Below are 21,053 nucleotides of genomic sequence, written 5' to 3' on the forward strand. Positions count from 1 at the left end.
TTTATCAATAGGATGTAACTGAATTATTATAAGTCCATATAAGGAATATCTATTTGCATATATTGCTTATCCCATAGTCCTTTGCAAAGAGAATAGAGTCTAACTCTTCTTCAGTGAAAATGCCTTCAGATAATATGAATTGTCGCGGACTCATTCCCCTCTCCTTGGCTTTCATAGCGATTTCAGTACACTTTTCATATCCGAGATAGGGGACTAAAGCGGGAAGACCGTTCTCCCTCCAACCTTTGTTTAAATGCTCTTGACAGGCTTTTCTATTCGCCTCAACCCCTGAAACACATTTGTGAGCAAAGATTCTGTCCCCGTTTTCAAGTATGGTGATTGTCTCAAATAGACAATGCGAAAGCAATGGTTGAAAAGCATTTAACTCCAACCTACCGCGTCGTATTACTTCGCAAACCACATAATCATTGGATATTACACGCATAGCTACCTGTTCAATCATTTCTCCGATTACCGGATTAATCTTCCCAGGCATCAAGGATGAGCCTGCCTGCATTTCAGGAAGCCTAATCTCTGCTAATCCTGCTCTTGGGCCTGAATGCAAGAGCATGAGATCACTGGAAATTTTAGAAATATTCAGCGCATGTATTTTTAGTACACCGGAAACACTGGCAAAACTATCAATATTTTGCGTGGCATCAATGAGATTGCATGCTTGAAGAAGCCAAAGACCAGTATTCTGTTTTAGCTTTTCAATTGCCAAGCAACCAAATCCTTTTGGGGCTGAGATCCCAGTGCCTATGGCAGTGCCTCCGAGATTAACCCGCTTAAATATCTGTTCACATTCAATTATACGAGCCTTATCACGTTTAATCACCTCAGCATAAGCGCTGAATTCATCCCCTAAGGTAAGAGGTACAGCATCCTGATGCTGGGTTCTGCCCATCTTTAGGATATCAGAAAACTCATGCGCTTTTGCTTCGAATGCATCTTGAAGCAATGCTACTGCTATTGACAATCTACGATATGATCTTATCAGCGCTATCCTTATGGCTGTCGGGTAGACATCATTCGTAGATTGGTGGAGATTAACATGATTATTCGGATGCACGATGTTATAATTACCAAGTTTACCGCCCATTATCTCAATGGCTCTATTGGCTATAACCTCATTTGCATTCATATTATTGGATGTTCCAGCTCCCCCCTGAAATACATCCACAACGAATTGCCTGAGTAATTTTCCATCTATTATATCATTACAAGCTGATATAATAGCTAAACCAATTTCTTTGTCTAAGTACCCCATCTCAATGTTAGCCTCAGCACAGGCTTTTTTTACCTCTGCCAAGGCCCGAATAAAATCAGGGTGATGTCTATATCCTGATACAGGAAAGTTCTCTTGAGCTCGTAAAGTATGTATACCCCAATAGACATCCTCCGGCACCTCTCGTTCTCCTAACAGATCATGCTCTTTTCTCATGTTTATAATCCTCCTATGAGGTATTATATTTTAGTTATTCTTTATTAATTGATTCTATATTAGTATTTATTTCAACTGAAACTAAGCGATCAGTCAAACCAAGATTTGCTTATTTAATTAAAACTTTTTCATTTATCTTATGAACTTTGGAAACACTTTTAATCTTTTTTATGCGTGAGATTATCTCTTTCAGATGATCAACATTCCTCACTTGAAGCACAAATTTAAATATTGCATTATCCTTTTCCTTTACCTGGGCTTCAACTTTAAGCATATTTGTATTATGAAGGGATATCTCGCTAACAATATCTTTTAGCAGATTCGGACGATCTATGGCAAAAACAGCTATTTTGACCGGATATATGTTCTCTGATGATTCCCATATTATATTAATAAGCCTTTCTTTTTCTATTGACAACCTTTTGAGTGAAGAACAGTCCTTCTTGTGTGCGGTGATCCCTCTGCCCCTGGTGATAAATCCGATTACTTCATCACCAGGGATAGGTTGACAGCATTGGGATAATTTAATCTGAATGTTTGATGTCCCATCTACGCTAATCCCCAATATTTTACGTTTGGGAAAATCCTTTATCCTGAGGAGTTCATCTTTTGGAATTGTTACTTCAGCTATTTTTTCATCCTTGTTGCTTGGTTCATCAGGTTCAGTGACTTTTTGATTGTTTTCCTGATTTCGTAGCCAGCTTCTGATTTTATATCTGGCATTGGATGACTTAACATATTTTAGCCATGTCTGTGATGGATGTCCCTTTTTGCTTGTAAGGATTTCAATGATATCGCCACTTTTAATCTCAGATCTTAGTGGAACGATAGTGTTGTTGACCTTTGCGCCAATACAGTGATTACCGATTTCAGTGTGGATTGCGTATGCAAAATCAATAGCAGTAGATCCCTTAGCAAGGTTTATTATCTTACCCTTTGGGGTAAATACAAATATCTCATCATCATATAGGTCCATCTTGAGTTCCTTCATGAACTCTCTTGTATCGTTCAGTTCCGCAGGCCATTTGTTTATATTTTTAAGGAGGGCCAAGTTAATGAATTCGTTTTCAGACACATTGGAGTCTTCTTTATATAGCCAGTGAGCGGCAATCCCCATCTCAGCGGTTGAATGCATTTCCCATGTCCGTATCTGAATCTCTAAGGCATGACCTTCAGGCCCAATAACGGTTGTATGGATAGATCGGTACATATTAGATTTTGGAACCGCTATGTAGTCCTTAAACCTGGATCCTATTGGTGGCCAGATTGTATGAATGATTCCAAGGATAGCATAACAGTCTTTTATTTCATCAGTTATTATTCTGATCGCCCTAATATCAAATATATCATCTAAGGGCCTCTTCTGTAATTGCATTTTTCTGAAAATGGAATAGTAATGTTTTGCTCTTCCAGTTATTACAGCCTTAATATTATTCTCGTTTAATTTATCCTGTAGGGTATTTTCAATATTTTTAATATATATCACTATCTCCTGCTTTTTCTGAACAACCTCTCTTGATATTTTGTTATATTCCTCTGCATACAAAACACGAAAGGCGATGTCTTCGAGTTCTGATCTTATTTTTGAAATACCCAATCTTCCTGCCATGGGAGCATAAATGTCCAAAACCTCCTTTGCTATCTGTTTCTGTTTAACTTCTGGCTGAAACATAATTGTTCTCATATTATGTAATTTGTCAGCCAGTTTAATTATTATTACCCTTACATCCTTTATTGTTGAAAGGAGCATCTTTCTGAGATTTAAGGCTTGTTCGTCATAGCGTGTGCGTTTTTTTATAGATGAGATTTTGGTGACTCCATCAACTAATAATGATGTATCCTCACCAAATTTTTCTTTTATGAATTCAAGTGATGTTTCAGTATCCTCAACAACATCATGTAGGAGGGCTGCCTTTATTGTGGTAATGTCAAGATTGAGATTGGCAAGGATAATTGCCACTTCTAAGGGATGGATGATAAAGGGTTCGCCTGAAAGTCTAAATTGGCATTTATGGGCATTTTCGGCATATTCATATGCCTTAGATAGCTGCTCAATCTCTATTTGGGTGCAATACTGGGTAACGATGTCTACTAATGTGTCTATATCCCTGCTTCTAATCTTGAATTCAATTTCTGGCATTGATTTCCCTGAAAAATATTTATTTTTAATAATTATTATTGTGGATATCCATCATAGATGAGATTTTCATTGCCTGCAATTGATGGATATTTCCAAAAGTAGTTGAGTACATTTATTATCTTCTTATTTTTTTGAATATCAATCAAATATTTTTCTTTATTTAGATTTTATTTGTCATCCTGAGCTATAGACATAATTTCACTCAGTAGTAAAGGGAGATGTAATCACTGAATTAATTATATGATGCATCTATTCATACTTAAAGAGCTTGTGGAAGAATAGAGAATATGAATTAACGACATCTATTGATTGGATTGATGAGAATTACGATTTAGATTTGGCCTAACTTTTTTGTGTTAGGATTAAGAATTCAACTTGATTTTTGTAATATGCAAGTATTAGTTTTATATTTTTACAGATTCAAATAATTGATATGATCAATATCATTACAATAATATTCTTGTTTGGTGATTCAATGTCTATACATTGATTTATTGAGAAATAGACAGTCTATTTGTTACATTTGGGAAAGTAGACATTGTAGATTTTTTTATATGTAAATTTATTTGTAGGGATGAAATATGATTAGCCTTGGGATCGATGTCGGCTCTATTAGCGTAAAAGTAGCTGTAATAGGCAGTTTAAGTGATTGGCAGGGGTTTCGCGAAATTGATATGAAGAGCCCTTTACTCTCGCTAATTAGAGGAGTAGATTTTGATAGACCTATTCTAATATCCGAATACCGCAGGATTAAAGGGGAGCCATTAGGGTCAACCCTTAATATACTTCGAGATATATTCGGTTATCTGCCTGAGATAGATGGAATAAGGATTACCGGAGTTTGCGCACAGTTGGTAGGTCAGGCGCTAAATGCTCCAGTAGAGAATGATTTTAAAACAGCAGCAATAGGGGTTGGAACCCTTTATCCGGATGTTAGGACGATCTTTGAGATGGGTGGAGATAACTCCAAGTACACCCTTTTGGGACGTGATCCTAATGGGAAAATTGGGATTCTGGATTATGAAAAAAATGGTGAATGCGCGGCTGGAACTGGTTCGTTTATTGATCAGCAGGCGGTCAGATTAAAATATGATATTGAGGATGTTGGTGACATCGTGATATCTGCAAAAAAAAATCCGGCTATAGCTGGGAGGTGTTCAGTCTTTGCAAAGTCTGATATGATCCATGCTCAACAGAAGGGTTATACACCCTCAGAGATCCTTAAGGGATTGTGCGATGCAGTGGTCAGGAATTTTAAGGGAAGCATTACTAAAGGAAAGAAGATTGTGCCTAAAGTAGCATTTATTGGCGGTGTTGCTGCAAACAAGGGTGTTTCCTCTGCCATGAGAGAGATATATGAATTTACAGAGGAAGAGATATTCATACCTGAGTATCATGCATGGTTTAGCGCTATTGGCGCTAGCATGATTGAAATTGAAAACTCAGATAGGAATAATGTTTATCACATAGGTGACCTCGATTCACTTACAAACTCTCAAGGATCGGATTTGCCTTTCATGAATGTATTATCAAAAGAGAAGGTGGTTCTCCTGAGAGATATGATTAAGCCCTTCTCCTTTGTAGGGAAAGGGTTGCCAGTGGATGCCTATATGGGGATAGATGTAGGCTCAGTTAGCACGAATTTTGCCATTCTTGACAGTGCTGGAAATATGATATTGGAGATATATGAGAGAACAAGATCAAGGCCGATTGAGGTTATTAGTGAAGGATTGCAGAGCATTGAAAAAACAATTGGTGATAAAATAATTATCAGGGGTGTTGGAACTACCGGATCCGGAAGGGAACTTATTGGCAAACTCATAGGTTCGGATATCATCAAGGATGAGATTACCTCTCACAAAACCGGAGCAACCTTTGTGGGTCAAAAACTGATAAACAATACTCCTGACACCATATTCGAGATAGGTGGTCAGGATTCTAAATATATCAGCATCGAGGATGATGTTGTAGTGGATTTTACCATGAATGAGGCATGCGCTGCTGGTACAGGCTCCTTTCTTGAGGAGCAGGCTGCAAGGATGGATGTAAATATTATAAATGAATTTTCCCACTTAGCATTCTGCTCAGCAAACCCCATAAGGCTTGGCGAAAGGTGCACAGTTTTTATGGAGAAGGAGATAAATCCCTTTTTGCAGAAGGGAGCAACGAAAGAGGATCTGTGTTCTGGGCTTGCATACTCCATTGCTACTAATTATCTTAACAGGGTAGTGAGAGGAAGGCATATAGGCGACTCAGTTTTTTTTCAAGGAGGAACAGCGTATAACGATTCTGTCGCTGCGGCCTTTTCTACATTGCTGGATAAGGAGATTGTTGTACCTCCGCACAATGGTGTAATAGGCGCCATTGGAGCGGCTCTTTTGGCTAAGGAGAAGGTGGAAGAGTTTAAGATACCCACAAGGTTTAGAGGATTTAATATTGGGGAGGTTAAATATAATCTTAGAGAATTTACATGTAAGGGGTGTTCAAATTATTGTGATATACAACAATTTACTGTTGAGGGGGATGTGACCTATTGGGGGGATAAGTGTTCTGAAAGATACAGAAAACATGTAAAGAGTGAAAAGGAGCCCGTGATTCCTGATATAATTTCCCTTCGTGATGATTTGTTATTACGTGACTATCATCCTGATAAAGGCAATGGGACCAAAATAGGATTTCCAAGGGCAATGTATTTCTTCGACAGAATTCCATTCTGGCTTAGTCTGTTTAATGAGTTGGGTTTCAGTGTTGTGCTTTCTGATCCAACTAATAAAAGAATAATTTCTTCTGGTGTTGACGCCACGGTTGCTGAGCCTTGCTTTCCAATAAAAGTAGCTCATGGTCATGTGGCGAATCTTTTGGAGAAGGGTGTTGATTATATCCTGTTGCCGAATATAATAGATTCTGAGACAGAGTTCATGGAAGTTAATTCTCATCTCTGCCCATGGGGGCAAACAATGACATTCATGATTGCTCATTCTCCCCTCATGGATGGCAAGATGGATATGATACTTCGTCCACGAATACATTTTCGTGATGGAATTGAAAACGTTAAGGATGAGATATATCAGATGACTCGATCTTTAGGGGTATCGCGTCGTCGCTCCAATAGGGCGATTGACTCTGCTTATTCTGCTATGCAAACCTTTAAAGAGGAATTCCAAAAGGTGGGCAGGCAGGCCTTGAATAAGATCGATGAGTCAGGGGAACTCGGTATGGTCCTTGTCGGGCGACCCTATAATATTAATGATAGCGGAGTCAGCCTGGATGTTTCCAAAAAGTTAAGGGATTATTATGGCGTTAACGTTATTCCAATAGATGCCTTGCCCCTTGATGGGATAGATATAAGCGATGTAAATGAGAATATGTATTGGAATTATGGGAAGAAGATACTCCAGGCTGCAAAGTTTATCAAGAGATATCCCAATCTCCATCTGATTTATCTCACTAATTTTAAATGCGGCCCTGACTCTTATATTAAGCATTTTATGTTGAACGCCTCGGGCAAACCATTTCTCTCGCTCCAGTTTGATGAACATGCAAATGATGCTGGTATAATGACTCGTATTGAGGCTTATTTGGATAGCAAGGGATTTTTACGATGGTGGGCCAGAAAGAATTAATTAAGGATGATTGAATAGATGTTTGAAAAAAATGATGATAAAGATCTTCAGCAGATGAGGCTTCGCGATCAGAGGGAGGAGTTAAAGAGGAGAACGGTCTATGTGCCACAGATGAATTACGCTGGTTCAAGAGCCCTTGCAGCGGCATTGCGTTCCGTGGGGATAAATGCTGCCGTTTCTCCTGATGATAATAGGATTGGATTTGATCTTGCAGGTAAATATCTGTCAGGAGATGAATGCCTTCCTGAGAGGGTGACACTGGGTGGATTACTGAAGATACTTATTGATGAGAAGATAGATGCTAAAGATGTTGCCTTTTTCATGCCAACTGCTGGCGGCCCATGCAGGTTCGGGCAGTATAGAACGCTTATCCAAAAGATTCTCACAGATATTGGATTTGAAGATGCGATTATTCTATCTCCATCAAGCCATGATGGTTATGCAGGCTTAACGGATGCGTCTAACGAATTGATGCGCACTGCATGGTGGAGTGTCGTAAGCTCGGATATATTGATGAAGTTGTTGCTCCGAACCAGACCCTATGAATTAAACTCGGGGGAATCGGATCAAATTTTTGAGAGGAGCACAGGGGATATATGCTCAGTACTTGAGAAGAGAAACAAACTGAAGGAGAAGTTTAGAGAGTTACAGGCTGTATTGATTAGAATTCGTGATGAATTCAGGGCAATACCTGCCACATATACCAAGGACAGGCCCTTAATTGGCATTCTTGGAGAGATTTTCTGTAGAATGAATCCCTTTTCCAATGAAGATCTAGTTCGAAGGGTAGAAGATTTAGGCGGTGAATGTTGGGTTTCTGATATATCGGAATGGATATGGTATACGAACAGAGAGACTCGTAAGCGGATAGTTGATTCAGGGAATAGTTTCTCAAGGGATATGATTTTTGATATGATAAAAAATCGGATACAGCGCCATGATGAGCATAGGTTAATTAAACCATTCCATGAGGATTTGAAGGGATATGAGGAGCCAGAGGATATCAACATAATCCTGGAAGCAAGCCTGCCTTATCTGCCAGTTGATGGGGCGTTAGGCGAGATGGTGTTGACTGTAGGCAAATCTATATACTTGTATGGGAAGGGTATTGATGGAATAATTGATATTAGCCCTTTTACCTGTATGAATGGAATAGCCACTGAATCAGTCTTTCCGAATCTTAGCAGGGACTATGATAATATACCAATTAAGAATTTCTATTTTGATGGGACAGTAACAAACCTGGAGGCTGACCTTGACATCTTTCTGGAGCTTGCTAAAAATTATCATCGAAGCAAGAAGAGACAGCGAGTATACCCACAATGTTTTGAAAGCATTCAGAATTGATAACATTTTACTACAATACCCTTTACGAGGATTGGCTTGTCGTGAGTTGAGGATTATTACATTGAATATAAATAATACAAAGACTCACTAACTATCATCCGTCGGATCTTTTTCTTTCTCTTTCATGGTTTCGACCATTTTTATAAAAAGCTCATATAGATCTTTTAGTTCATCATTTTTTCTTAGAGGTCTTATTGTCGGATGGCTTCCATTGATAATATCCTTAATGTGTCTTGATAGAACAAATAGGGGACCTGAAATCTGATGAGTCTTCCTTATCATGAAAAAGAATAGGACTATACTCTGAAGCACGCCAATTATAATGATAATAATTAGCAATCGATTATTGTGATTTATGATTTTTTTAATAGTAGTAATGTTCGTATAGTGATTGTTTGCGACATTCTTGAAGGCTAATCTCTTTACACTACTCTGGTTTGTTTGGGAGTAGGTTAAAAGGGATTCAACGACATTCTCTTGTATTATGATTATATTTGCGAGTTTGTTATTATTTTCTGTGATACTCGAAACAATCACAATTATTAGTATTGCCACAATTATTGATGATACGCCAATTATTGAAAAGGTTGTTTTTAGTTGAAACCTTTTATCAAGTAGATATTGCTTTCGCTTTAACATAGAGTCATCCTTTTATTATGGATAATTATAATCAATCATACACTTCTTTCGTTGCTTTCCATTAATATGAATCAATTAAGAGACTAAACCCATTTTTGAGGTTAGTCAATAATATTTGTTACTTCTTACCTAATTCTTTTTATTCTTTAATCTATCGAAAATCTATCGAACAGGGCGTTCTAATTGCTCTAAGAAGGCACGTAAGCATTAGTTACTGAGTAATTATGGAAAAATTAATTTTTACTTGACATAGAATCCGGTTGTGTTAGTATATGCGCAATAACTTAATTGGATGTTGTCTTATGAGTGACCCAAGGAGATTAGCGCGTATTTTCAAGGCTTTGTCTGTTGACACTCGTGTTAGAATAATACAATTATTGAAGAAACGATCTTTATGTGTAAATGCGTTGTCATCGCATCTGGGCATTTCTCCCCCTGCTGTGTCTCAGCACCTGCGCGTATTGAGGGATGCTGAGATCATTAGGGGGGAGAAGAAAGGATACTATGTTCATTACGAAGTAAACGAGGAGACATTGGCAGTGTGGAAGAATATAATTGATGATTTGCTAATAATATAATGAAGAGGTGTTTTATTTGATTTATAATGTATTAACTCAATAACCAAATCGATTAGGAGGTTGTCATGTGTGATAAGAGAGTCTGTGATTGTCAAAGACCAGAAAAACTGAAAGGAAAACCCAGAGACTGCACATCTGAGCAGATTAAAAAGTGTCATGGAGATGTAAATGATCATCCATGCGTTATATCGGACAAGAGCGACTAACCACATAATTAGCGGGTGATGGCTATTATGCTAACGCCCGCTCTCACTTTTTTAACGATTCAATATTGTGATCATTGAGAAGTATTAGATCTGGGAAGGATCAGAATATATTATAACAAAATAATTTTGCTTTGCATAATCAAAAGGACAGAAAAGATTATCTTCCCTCCACTGAAAGCAGCAGGAGGTTAATCATAAGGATTACCTATGAACAAAATCATTCAGAAAATTGAAGATGGATTTGAGGCCTATGGTCATTTTTTGTATCAACATCGTTATATTGCAGTTTTAATAATCGTATTACTATCTGCGGTAATGGTTTTTCAATTACCAAAATTGAGGGTTGATACATCTATTGAGGGATTCCTAGACGAGGAGGATCCGATAAGGATAACGTATAACGCCTTTCGTGAGCAATTTGGCCGGGATGATAGGCTTATTATTGCTATTAAACCTAATGATGTATTTAATATGAAATTTCTAAGTAAGCTCAAGGCCCTTCATGAGGATATGGAGAATAACGTGCCCTTTTTAAACGATATAACAAGCCTTATCAATGCGCGTTCAACTCGGGGTATGAGGGATGAGTTAATTGTAGAGGAATTGATGGAGAAATGGCCCAGGAATAATGCGGATTTAATTGAGGTAAAGAAGAGGGTATTATCAAATCCCATATATCGGAATATGCTCATATCTGAGGATGGGAGGTTTACGACGATTATCCTACAAGTTGATGCCTTTTATTCAAGTGATGATGAGACTGATGAGTTACTGGGATTTGAGGATCAGGAAGGCAAAAGGAGGTTGCTCACTGACAGGGAGAACAGCATTATAGTGGAAGCTGTAAATGATGTTATTGAGCGGCATAAGGGAGAGGATTTTCTTATATATTTTGCTGGATCGCCTGTGGTGATGGATAATCTTAAGAAGGGAATGATGAGGGATATTAGACGCTTTATGGGGGTTGTGATTTTACTTGTATGTATATTGTTATTTTTTCTCTTTCGCCGCGTGTCAGGTGTAATTTTGCCTTTATTTGTTGTTCTTCTTTCCTTGTTCTCAACACTCGGTTTGATGGCCTTTTTTGAAATCCCCATACATCTTCCAACCCAGATCCTCCCGTCCTTCTTGCTAGCTGTAGGGGTAGGGGATTCTGTTCATATCCTCACAATATTTTACAGACGCCTTAAAGAGGGAGATGCAAAAGAGGAAGCTGTCTGCTTTTCCCTTGCTCATGCAGGGATGCCCATTGTGATGACTAGCGTAACTACAGCAGGAGCATTATTATCATTCTCAACTGCTCAGATAGAACCCATATCAGCGCTGGGTATATTTTCTTCGATTGGAGTTATATTGGCACTTTTATTTTCTATTATTTTGCTTCCGGCACTCCTTTCAATAATTCCATTTGGCAAAGGAAGGGATTCCAATATTCTGCAGGCATTTCTCGACAGGATTTTAATAAAATCAGGCGACTTTGCAACAATGCATCCATGGAGGATTGTGCTTGTCTCAATGGTATTGATCGCCTTCTCTTTTATCGGAATATCCAGATTATGGTTTACACATTATCCCCTCTACTGGCTTCCAGATAATTCTCATATTCGCAGATCAACTGAAGCGATAGATAGAGAATTGAAGGGTTCCGTTTTTTTAGAAGTGGTTATAAATACGGGTGTAGAGAATGGATTGTATAGTCCTGATATCTTAAACAAGCTTGAGGATTTAGGTGAGTCAACCCAAAGATTACGATATGAAGAGAATAATCTCTTTGTTGGAAAGACCATGTCAGTTGTGGATATCCTAAAGGAAATACACCAGGCCCTAAATGAAGAACGCCCTGAATTCTATGCCATTCCACAAAAGGGTGATTTAATTGCACAGGAATTTCTTCTCTTTGAGAACAGCGGTTCGGATGATCTTGAGGATTTTGTAGATAGTCAGTTCAGCAAGGCACGTTTTAGCGTCAAATTGCCATTTCTTGATTCAATGGCATATAAGGATTTTTTTGATGAGTTGGAGGGTAGATTTCGTCAAGTTCTTGGGAATAAAATAGATGTAACCCTAACCGGAATTGGAGCTATTTTAATGAGGACTTTCAATGCTGTGATTGTCAGTATGGCTATGAGCTATCTAATAGCTGGCATTGTGATTACATTCCTTATGATTTTGCTCATTGCAGACTTCAGGATGGGCATTGTCAGCATGATACCTAACCTAATGCCCGTAGTAATTATCCTAGGCATAATGGGTTGGTTGAATCTTCCATTGGATATATTTACAATGCTCATTGGAAGCATAGCCATTGGCCTTGCAGTTGATGATACAATTCACTTTATGCATAATTTTAGAAGATATTATAAAAGGAGCGGTGATGCAAAATTTGCAGTTAGAGAAACATTGCAGATAGCAGGACGTGCAATGCTATTTACATCATTGGTCCTTTCGGGTGGATTTTTTATTTATCTGTTATCTTCAATGAATAATCTATTTAATTTTGGCCTTTTGACTGGATTAACTATTTTGTTGGCATTTCTGTCCGATGTTCTCCTGGCCCCAGCTCTTATGACATTGGTTACCCGGTTCTGGCCAAAGCTGTAATATCTCAGTAATGAAGGAGAATAATTATGGAGCGAAAGAAAATCTCAGAATACATTAGCCTATTTCCAATATCCAATCTAATTGTTTGGTTTATGGCTATGGGATTAATGTTTATATATCCTTCCCTTTCACATGCCTCTTCGATGAATGCGCGGGAGATAATGCAGAGAGTGGAGGATCGTGATGATGGGGATAGAGCAGTATCTGATGTAGAGATGATTCTAATAGATAAAAATAAGAAGCAGAGGGTTAGGAAGATCCGCCGTTTTGAGAAGGATATGGGGATGGATACGCATTTCATTTTGTTCTTTCTATCTCCAGCAGATGTTAAGGATACTGGATTTCTTACCTATGATTATGATGATTCCAATAGGGATGATGATCAGTGGCTCTATCTCCCAGCGCTGAGAAAGGTCAAGCGTATTGCATCCAGCGATAAGAGCAAGAGCTTTATGGGATCGGACTTCTCTTACGCTGATATGACTAAAAGGGATCTGGATGATTATGATTTTTCCGTGATGAAGTCTACTGGGGTAAAGGGAGTACAGACATGGCAGCTAAAGGCCGTGCCCCGCACAAAAGGGGTGATAGATGAGATTGGTTATACTAAATCGATTCTCTTTGTTCAAAAGGATAACTACGTTGTTATTCGTGCCCTTCACTGGGTTAAGAAGGGGAAGCGGCTTAAGTATATGGATGTGAAAAAGTTGGAATTGATAGATGGTATTTGGGTAGCAACCGAAGTAGAGATGACCACTAAGAAGGGAAAGATAATACTACACAAGACTATATTAAAACGGAGTAATGTCAGATTTAATCAAGATTTAAAGCCAAGCCTCTTTTCTGTGCGTCAGCTTGAGAAGGGTTTATTATAGCAATAAAGTGAGTTGGATGAATAGAATAGCTTATATTGCAGCTAATTATTTCTTTATTGTTTTTTTGGTTTTTATTTTGGCCCGTAATCTCATTCAGGCACAGGAGGTGTTAAAATCGCCGCATAATACTATCGAGATAGATAAGGCTTTGGAAGGTTTTGATGATAATGGGCTATCTGATGAGCATAATGAAGAGATAGATGAGGCCCTGAGTGGATTTGATGGGGAATGGGGTGAGTATGAAACTACCGAATCAATAGATACTGTCCAAGAGTCCTATTTTTACGATCTAACCGGATCATCTGGTCTTGGTGTATCATATAACTTTACACATGATCCACCTGATAGCACTCAAGCGGATTATCGATGCCTCTCACGGTTAAGAACTAAGCTGAATCTGGAATTAAAGCTCAGGTTTTCAGATGCATGGAGTGCTTTGATAAGCGGAAAGGGATTTTATGATTTTGCATACATAATCAAGGGTCGGGGTGAGTTCACAGAAAAGACCTTGAATTTATATGAAAGGGAGTTAGAGCTTGGAGAGACATACTTCCAAGGAAGTCTTTTATCTAATCTAGATGTAAAGATAGGACGTCAGATTGCTGTGTGGGGCAGGTCGGACAATATTCGCGTGGTTGATGTAATCAACCCAATGGATAATCGAGAGCCAGGGGTTGTAGATATTGAAGATCTTCGATTGCCAGTTACCATGACAAGGGTTGATTATTATTATGACAAATGGAACTTGAGTGCGCTTAGTGTACACGAAATGCGTTTGAACAAGAATCCAGTGTATGGGAGTGATTTCTATTCAATGCCAGTTGACTTAAAAGAGAAAGCACCGGCAAATATTATAGATAATACTGAATATGCCCTAGCTGTTAACGGTATTTTTACTGGATGGGATATTTCTTTTTATTTAGCTCGATTCTATGATGATAAGCCTAACTTACAGGGAGAGCTTTCTGGTATGGAACTGCATCATAGCCGTCTGACTATGGCAGGTTTATCAGTGAATGTTGTCAAAGGCAACCTTCTTTTTAAGATTGAGAGTGCCTACTTTTATGGAATGAAATATTACGCTCTACCTGACAAGAGAGCATCTCGTTTTGATCTTCTTGCAGGATTGGAGTATTCAGGATTTTCAGATACAGTAATTTCTCTTGAAGCGGTCAATAGGCATTTATTTGATTATGAATCTAGGATGCAGGAAATGCCAGACAGCACCCAGGAGGATGACTTTCAGACTGTATTGAGGTGCAATAAAGATTTAATGAATGACACACTTCATTTGACAATTTTGGCATCAATTATAGGTATTACTGATGATGGGGGAGGTTTCGAGCGCTATTCAATTGAATATGATGTTATAGATGCCTTTTCTATATTGGCTGGCATCATCTTCTATAGATCAGGTGACAGGATACTATTTAGAAATATCAACGATAAGGATCGGTTTTTTTTTGAGGCAAAGTATAGTTTTTGATGTAATAGTACGATAATATCTGACACTCTCATTTGTCCTTATTGTCTTATAGTAATTATTCCTCTTCAGTCCATGTGGATAAGATATACCCTTCAGGAGAGAATATAAGGTTTTGCAAGAATCATAATATTAAAATTTCAATTAGGATCTTGTTTGACAAAAAAGAAATATTAGCATATAGAATAACGCAGGGAGTGCTGGTTTGAGAGATCGAGTTGTATACTCATTCTAAATAGGTTTGCGAAAGATCTTTATCCAAAATTAGCCAACTTTTAACCGTAACTTCTCGTAATCAGAAGACTTGCAGAAGCTAAGCTATAATAAAAATTTAATACTTTCGTAATCTCAAATCGACTGAGTATAATTGAAGAAAAGGGTGGGGAAGGGGGAGGAGATTCGGATTTATGTGTATTTATTAAATTCCTGTAATCCAGTGAATCAATAAAAGGTATTTTTATTTTAATGATGACTTTTAAAACGAAATAAAGGCTTCAGTTTGATAAAATGTAATTGCATTGACTTTGATCTCATGAAGGGAAGTGTTTAACTCTATAGTTAAATATATACTAATTCAGGAAGCCTTAATAGTTGATATGATTACTGTACGAGTATATGGATTTTTATCTTGGCATTGTATAAAAGACCCATGGATCTCCATATTTGCCATACAGTGTTTTGAGTTCTAAATTGCCAAGGTCAAATATTGTTCTGCTGCCAGAAACCGGAAGTCCCTCGCTGAAAACAAAGTCGTCCTCTAACACCTCTGGCATCCACACATAATCAAGAATATGATAATCAGTATACCCTTCTCGGTAATTTTCCAGGTCAGCATGTAGGTAATTAACCAGGTTCATCCCATTATCCATGTTAATCCTTTCATAAAGCCCATAGTTCACGTTAAATATCTGATCCAGAATGCATTTATATCTCTCTCGAGAATTCCACAAAAACTTTTTTGAGTATATAGGACGTGTCCAGATATTCATTTCAGGAGTGATAAAGGTATTTGCTGCTATCACAACATTGGGATTATTTTCTATTTGGAGATCATCAGTATAACCGAGTAGTCTTTGAATATAGGTTGGATTCCATTCATAATCTGTATGCCTTACCTTGAAAAAATTGGCAGAGTATTCAACAACTGCCCCGCCCTGTTCTTCACCCTGACCGTCGGCAAGAATAACAATCCAGGGAACGCCTCTTTTATTATTTTTCAATATTTCTATAGCCTCGCTTAATTCATTAGCTTCCTGCATTACCTTCTTTTTCAGGAAACTAACTCCCATGCCTGCTGTAAAATAATTAACATTCCTACAGGGTGTTACATGCGCACCAATAGCGATCCCCTTGGAGTTCATCCCGCTGACAACAGAAACCAAACCCGCTGCCGCGACATTTACATATGAATTCCCATTATCTGGATTGTATTCGATGAGAATACCGTGCTCATAGAATACATCCCTATGAAACATGAAGTCTCTTCCCATAATGACATTGCCATTTTCGGTTGCATCATTAAGCGCCACAAAACCGTCACATGAATGAGGTATTGTTTCAACCTTGTCTTCTTGGTTAGGATAAATAAGTTGTAATATTGATTTAAGTTTATAATAGATAGTTGATTGAATATCCTGTCCCATATTAATAAAAAGTAAATCTTTTCTGAATCTTTCTCTGCTTTTTTCAGTGTCTGTAATATGACCGGCTGCTGCTGCGCCATCCACTATGCCGTCAATCTCTTGTAAAAATTCTGCTGGAACGGAATTAAGATGATAACTGAGTATTGTCCAGCAATTAAACTTGATATGTATGTTCGGGGCTATTCCTACATCTAAAATATCTCCATCAAGGGAGATTGAAATCTCAATGGGAAAGGATTCAACATTACACATTAAGATTTTTTCCGGATATTCTCTGGCCATAATTAATGCATGATCACCTATCAGGTATCCGTATTGGAATCCCATTTCATAAGGTGTTCCTCTCAGTTTGAGAATATATTTATTACTATCCTCATCTATCGCTTCAAGTTTCCCTTTGCCATATGTGCCTTCATCGAAATGTGTTGGAGTACTTAAAGATACATCCTGGTCCATCCCCTCTTCATAGGGAAGATTGTTCTCTATACTTGAAGCCAGACTCACCTCATATTCAATATCATTGTCATCATTGCTGCTATGGGGATCAAGTCTATTTCCTTCATCATTGCAGTTGACAATTGATAGTATAAAAACAGAGCAAGTAAGAAATAATAATTTCTGCCATTTTGTTTTTTTAATAAGACTTTTCTTCCTATACATAATTTTTCCCCCTATCTATTTTAGTTTATCTCATATCTCCAGTTTGAACAGTAGATCATTATTGTATTGCCCACTGTGTAGCTGGTAGACTGTATTTCTTGTCAGTGCCTTCCAACCCGGATATTGAATACATTGGGTGAAAACAGATTTGTCAGTAATATGCTGACTTGCGTCCCCCTTTTCAATCACTACCTGACTGTTTATCTATCAATACTCATGACAGTTGCTATGATCAAACTCTGCTTAGGACAGAATGATTCCTGCTTCAGCTTGCCAAACTATGAGGCTTTCACTCATTTTTAGTAAGGCACCAATGGCTTAGGACATAACGTATGATATAAAAATATACATCAAAGTGAAAAGGGTAAGGTATGATTTGAGTACCAAAATAAGTATTATTCTTAAAGATTAACCATACTTTTCAAACACCTCAGCTTCTGTCAGGTCGTTTGTTTTGTTTATAAAGCTGTAAAATGAAGGTTTTTTATCAATAAATATCTGATTATCGAAAACAAACTTATCTTGTTCATCAAAGATCCCTGCAGGGATTATGAATTGTTTGCTTTCTTTTAATCGGTAAAACAGGTGGCTCCCACATCTTCTACAAAAGCCACGCTCTGCCCAATCTGATGAGCTAAATATTGATATATTATCTTCTCCTTCAAATGAAATGTTCGTACCACAATTTATTGCCATTAATGGCCCGCCACCCCATTGCCTACACATGCGACAATGGCATGCGCCTACATTATTATTGATATTCTTTGCTGTAATACGAGTTGCACCACAAAGGCAACTCCCCCTTCCATTGATCATGTTTGACATTTTACATTCCTTTATAGAGTATTGGTTTCTACACATATCGCTAAACTAAAGCGGTAGTGATAGTGATTAGCCATGATGGCTTTATTTTGCTATGCTTCCATATTATCATCAAAAATAATTATAACATTTCCTATTTTTTGACCGGACGCAACATACATGTATGCTTGGTCTATTCCCTCCAACGGATATTTTCTGTCTATCAATGGTTTATATTCTCCCTTCTCAATTAGATCCTTAACAAAGAGGATGCTTCCCTTAATATCAGTGGGAAAAGGGAATATGACTTTTTGGTTACCAAATATTGGTGTTACAAGGGCATAAAACAGATTCTGTAACATATAACCCAACTCTGAAGAAATATAAACCCCACCAGGATGCAGTAATGGTTTGCATTTAGAAAAGGAACTTTTGCCAACTGTATCAAAGATAAAATTATATTTTTGATCATCACGTGTAAAATCTTCATTAATATAATCAATTACTCTATCAGCCCCTAAGGATTTTACTAATTCAATATTCTCTGTATCACATACCGCTGTAACATTAGCTTTATAATATTTTAGAAATTGCACAGCCGCAGAACCGATAGCCCCGGTTGCACCATTAACGAGAACACTATGCCCACTTTCGAGGTTCACTTTTTTAATGAAATTATAGGCATAATGCGTACCCTCTGCGCTAGCTGCAGCTTGCACATAAGTGATATTATTCGGTATTGTTGTAATTGCCTTATCTTCTGATATCGTCATGTATTGGGCATGTGAAGTTAAACCATTGTCATTAAATCCCCAAACCTTATCACCGACTTTCAAGGATGTTACACACTTGCCAATACCTTCAACTTTCCCAGCAAAGTCTGTTCCCGTAATGGGAGATTTCGGTTTAAACAAACCTGAAGCAAACCTCGTTAGAAACGGTTTACCATAGAGAATAGCGCAATCCGTTCTATTAACTGTTGTTGCAAATATTCTTATCAGTACCTCATCGTCCTTTGGAATAGGTTTTCTCACCTCTTTTAGCTGAAGAACCTCCGGTGGCCCATATTTTGTATGTACATTCGCTTTCATAGTATCCCTCTAATTTATTGTTGCTTCATTTATTCTACCTATATAGTGCATTAGAATCTATATCAAACTAGTTTGTTAAACCTCAAACGGGGTTTCATATTATAATTTGCTGTGAAGGTTTCTGATAAAGATACAATTTCAATAAGTAAATTTGGTTATTGGAATTTAGGCACAACGATTCAATTTCTCATTGATGCCTCTTGGTTTCATTATTTCTTTCAGATCAATAGATGCAATGGGGGGATAGAATTAATTATGTCAAGTGCATCCATTATTTAATCCATTTAGAAAAGCTATCGAGTTTATTGTATCCAAAGAGCCGTGATTATAGTTAACCTTATTTTTTTAAGGATTACCCGAACTACAATACACACAGATTTTAGTGACTAAGCCTAAGAATAATTTTACACACTGATCTGCTATCAATCATTCATATCCAAAATTTCAGCAGTTTTCTTCAAATGAGAGCTTCGGTTTTTCAAGCCTTTGAGGATAAGGTAGATCCCGTAGATGCATCCGCCAAACCAGCTAAGGATCAGGATATATTCAGGCAAATATTGTACTTCTTCGCGCAGGTTGTCAATGAAACTTTCAACAGAATAAGAGACTTCAAGAAGCGGATAGAGATTCCCGCTGATAATGTAGAGGAAAAGAATCATGCATATAAATCCTACCAAAACTTGCGGCAACCAGGGATTATTTTGAGTTTCATAAAACAATTCGAAACATATTTTCTCGGGAAGTTTATTTTGTAACTCCAGAAACCGTCGATAATTCCAAAATCGGTAAATCCCTACCGTTATCCAAGCCGCTCCAAATAAGGCAGAAAATAATTCAAATGATTTTGCATCACCGAGGATTAAGTAGTTGATGATAGTCCTTTCCCATTGGATATCAAATAGCAATTCACCAGAGACCAGCAATAGAGAAACCAACAAGAATGGCGCACCAACATGAATCGCCTTAACACTAGGAATCATCATCTTGTCTTTCGTTGGCATACTTCCTCTTATCTGTTAAGTTGTATAATCCTGGGAAACGCAGCTGGTCTATAGATCTCTGATTGTGATTGCATTATCATCTAACTTATATTCAATTTTTTCTTTCCCGGTTTGACACTCTGTTAATCATATAGTAATCTCTTAAACTTTTGAGAAAAATCCCGTAAACCAAAGGGGATGTATTACTTAAGGTTTTCTATATCCCTTAGATCGAGGTCAGTAGTTATGATTGAAGTGAGATTCCCATAGAATCAATTCAATTTTATTTTTATAGCTATTAGATTGTATTACAATTATTATTTATAAACAACAAACCTTCATAATTAATCAATGAGCATCAGAAATTACATCCAGCAGCGGGAATTGTGATATTTCCATTACTATTAAAGGAACCTCACTATAGAGTTAAATTAAGTACCTACTCGTTCTGTGTATGTCATGCATCGACTAATTAGTCGCTAGATACTTCTTTTAACCAGTTATCAGTCCCGATCTTGGTTCTTCCTTTGAGAGCCCTTTGTCTGGTCTTCAATGACTCCTGAAACTGCTCATCTGTCATGCTAGGATCCCTAAGGTCCAGGAATGCCTTACAGGGAAACTCATAACAGAGTCCGCAATGCTTCAATTTTTTTTGGTTACGGCAACAATAATGAAGAGGACAGACGCCAGAAGGATCTTGGACGGTCCAGAATGGCTTACCCCTGACGTATCCACATCCCTTGCAAAGCTCTCCAAGATGATCACAGTTCCCACAGTATATCCCACACACTGGTGCAAGGTTTCTATCATACATGTATCTTCCCCCTTACATAGCTAAAAGCGCTGAAACGATATAATGTCGGGTAATTGTATGTATCCCTCTGCTTCCACTTGCCACAAACAGTTTGATCAAGTACCTTGCACAGCGCACTTGCCGTGAAA

At 37.7% G+C, this 21,053-nt stretch carries 15 protein-coding genes; 7 read left to right on the forward strand and 8 right to left on the reverse strand.

Features of this window, described 5'->3' with window-relative positions; genetic code table 11:
• Positions 1 to 49 precede the first annotated feature (49 nt).
• Complete coding sequence (locus SVZ03_11875) at positions 50 to 1,444, reverse strand: aspartate ammonia-lyase (GenBank protein ID MDY6934901.1); 1,395 nt, start codon at positions 1,442 to 1,444, stop codon at positions 50 to 52.
• A 109-nt stretch (positions 1,445 to 1,553) separates the two neighbouring features.
• A complete protein-coding gene (locus SVZ03_11880; GenBank protein ID MDY6934902.1) occupies positions 1,554 to 3,584 on the reverse strand; it encodes a bifunctional (p)ppGpp synthetase/guanosine-3',5'-bis(diphosphate) 3'-pyrophosphohydrolase in 2,031 nt (676 codons plus the stop codon).
• 581 nt (positions 3,585 to 4,165) lie between these two features.
• On the opposite strand from SVZ03_11880, the gene SVZ03_11885 reads away from it, so the two are divergent.
• Both SVZ03_11885 and SVZ03_11890 read left to right on the forward strand, forming a co-directional pair.
• On the forward strand, positions 4,166 to 7,207 hold the full coding sequence (locus SVZ03_11885) for an acyl-CoA dehydratase activase (GenBank protein MDY6934903.1): 3,042 nt from the start codon (positions 4,166 to 4,168) through the stop codon (positions 7,205 to 7,207).
• Between the two features lie 18 nt (positions 7,208 to 7,225).
• Positions 7,226 to 8,554: a hypothetical protein gene (locus SVZ03_11890; GenBank protein ID MDY6934904.1), complete on the forward strand. Its 1,329-nt coding sequence runs from the start codon at positions 7,226 to 7,228 to the stop codon at positions 8,552 to 8,554.
• An 87-nt stretch (positions 8,555 to 8,641) separates the two neighbouring features.
• Here SVZ03_11890 and SVZ03_11895 read toward each other — a convergent pair whose 3' ends face one another.
• Positions 8,642 to 9,193 (reverse strand): hypothetical protein, encoded by a 552-nt coding sequence (locus SVZ03_11895; protein MDY6934905.1) that lies wholly within the window; start codon positions 9,191 to 9,193, stop codon positions 8,642 to 8,644.
• Positions 9,194 to 9,495: 302 nt separating this feature from the next.
• On the opposite strand from SVZ03_11895, the gene SVZ03_11900 reads away from it, so the two are divergent.
• The 5 genes from SVZ03_11900 (at position 9,496) to SVZ03_11920 (ending at position 14,939) form a co-directional block, all read left to right on the forward strand.
• Positions 9,496 to 9,771 carry a metalloregulator ArsR/SmtB family transcription factor gene (locus tag SVZ03_11900; GenBank protein MDY6934906.1) on the forward strand — a complete coding sequence of 92 codons (276 nt, stop codon included), beginning with the start codon at positions 9,496 to 9,498 and terminating at the stop codon, positions 9,769 to 9,771.
• Between the two features lie 65 nt (positions 9,772 to 9,836).
• Positions 9,837 to 9,977, forward strand: a complete 141-nt coding sequence (locus tag SVZ03_11905; protein MDY6934907.1) for a hypothetical protein — start codon at positions 9,837 to 9,839, stop codon at positions 9,975 to 9,977.
• A 207-nt stretch (positions 9,978 to 10,184) separates the two neighbouring features.
• On the forward strand, positions 10,185 to 12,578 hold the full coding sequence (locus SVZ03_11910) for an MMPL family transporter (protein ID MDY6934908.1): 2,394 nt from the start codon (positions 10,185 to 10,187) through the stop codon (positions 12,576 to 12,578).
• A 26-nt stretch (positions 12,579 to 12,604) separates the two neighbouring features.
• Positions 12,605 to 13,453: an outer membrane lipoprotein-sorting protein gene (locus SVZ03_11915; protein ID MDY6934909.1), complete on the forward strand. Its 849-nt coding sequence runs from the start codon at positions 12,605 to 12,607 to the stop codon at positions 13,451 to 13,453.
• Positions 13,454 to 13,469: 16 nt separating this feature from the next.
• Complete coding sequence (locus SVZ03_11920) at positions 13,470 to 14,939, forward strand: DUF1302 family protein (GenBank protein MDY6934910.1); 1,470 nt, start codon at positions 13,470 to 13,472, stop codon at positions 14,937 to 14,939.
• Between the two features lie 620 nt (positions 14,940 to 15,559).
• Here the strand turns inward: SVZ03_11920 and SVZ03_11925 are convergent.
• The 5 genes from SVZ03_11925 to SVZ03_11945 all read right to left on the reverse strand — a co-directional run bounded on the left by SVZ03_11925 (position 15,560) and on the right by SVZ03_11945 (position 20,925).
• The gene (locus tag SVZ03_11925; GenBank protein ID MDY6934911.1) at positions 15,560 to 17,239 is read right to left on the reverse strand and encodes a C45 family peptidase; all 1,680 of its coding nucleotides are present in this window, start codon (positions 17,237 to 17,239) and stop codon (positions 15,560 to 15,562) included.
• A gap of 408 nt (positions 17,240 to 17,647) precedes the next feature.
• The gene (locus tag SVZ03_11930; GenBank protein ID MDY6934912.1) at positions 17,648 to 18,064 is read right to left on the reverse strand and encodes a GFA family protein; all 417 of its coding nucleotides are present in this window, start codon (positions 18,062 to 18,064) and stop codon (positions 17,648 to 17,650) included.
• An 89-nt stretch (positions 18,065 to 18,153) separates the two neighbouring features.
• The gene (locus SVZ03_11935; GenBank protein MDY6934913.1) at positions 18,154 to 19,131 is read right to left on the reverse strand and encodes an NAD(P)-dependent alcohol dehydrogenase; all 978 of its coding nucleotides are present in this window, start codon (positions 19,129 to 19,131) and stop codon (positions 18,154 to 18,156) included.
• 422 nt (positions 19,132 to 19,553) lie between these two features.
• Entirely contained in the window at positions 19,554 to 20,132 is a 579-nt protein-coding gene (locus tag SVZ03_11940; protein ID MDY6934914.1) for a hypothetical protein, read from the reverse strand.
• A gap of 451 nt (positions 20,133 to 20,583) precedes the next feature.
• Positions 20,584 to 20,925, reverse strand: coding sequence for a DUF3795 domain-containing protein (locus SVZ03_11945; GenBank protein ID MDY6934915.1), 342 nt, complete (start codon positions 20,923 to 20,925; stop codon positions 20,584 to 20,586).
• Between the last annotated feature and the right edge of the window lie 128 nt (positions 20,926 to 21,053).

This window comes from Spirochaetota bacterium (assembly GCA_034190085.1).
GTDB lineage: Bacteria > Spirochaetota > UBA4802 > UBA4802 > JAFGDQ01 > JAXHTS01.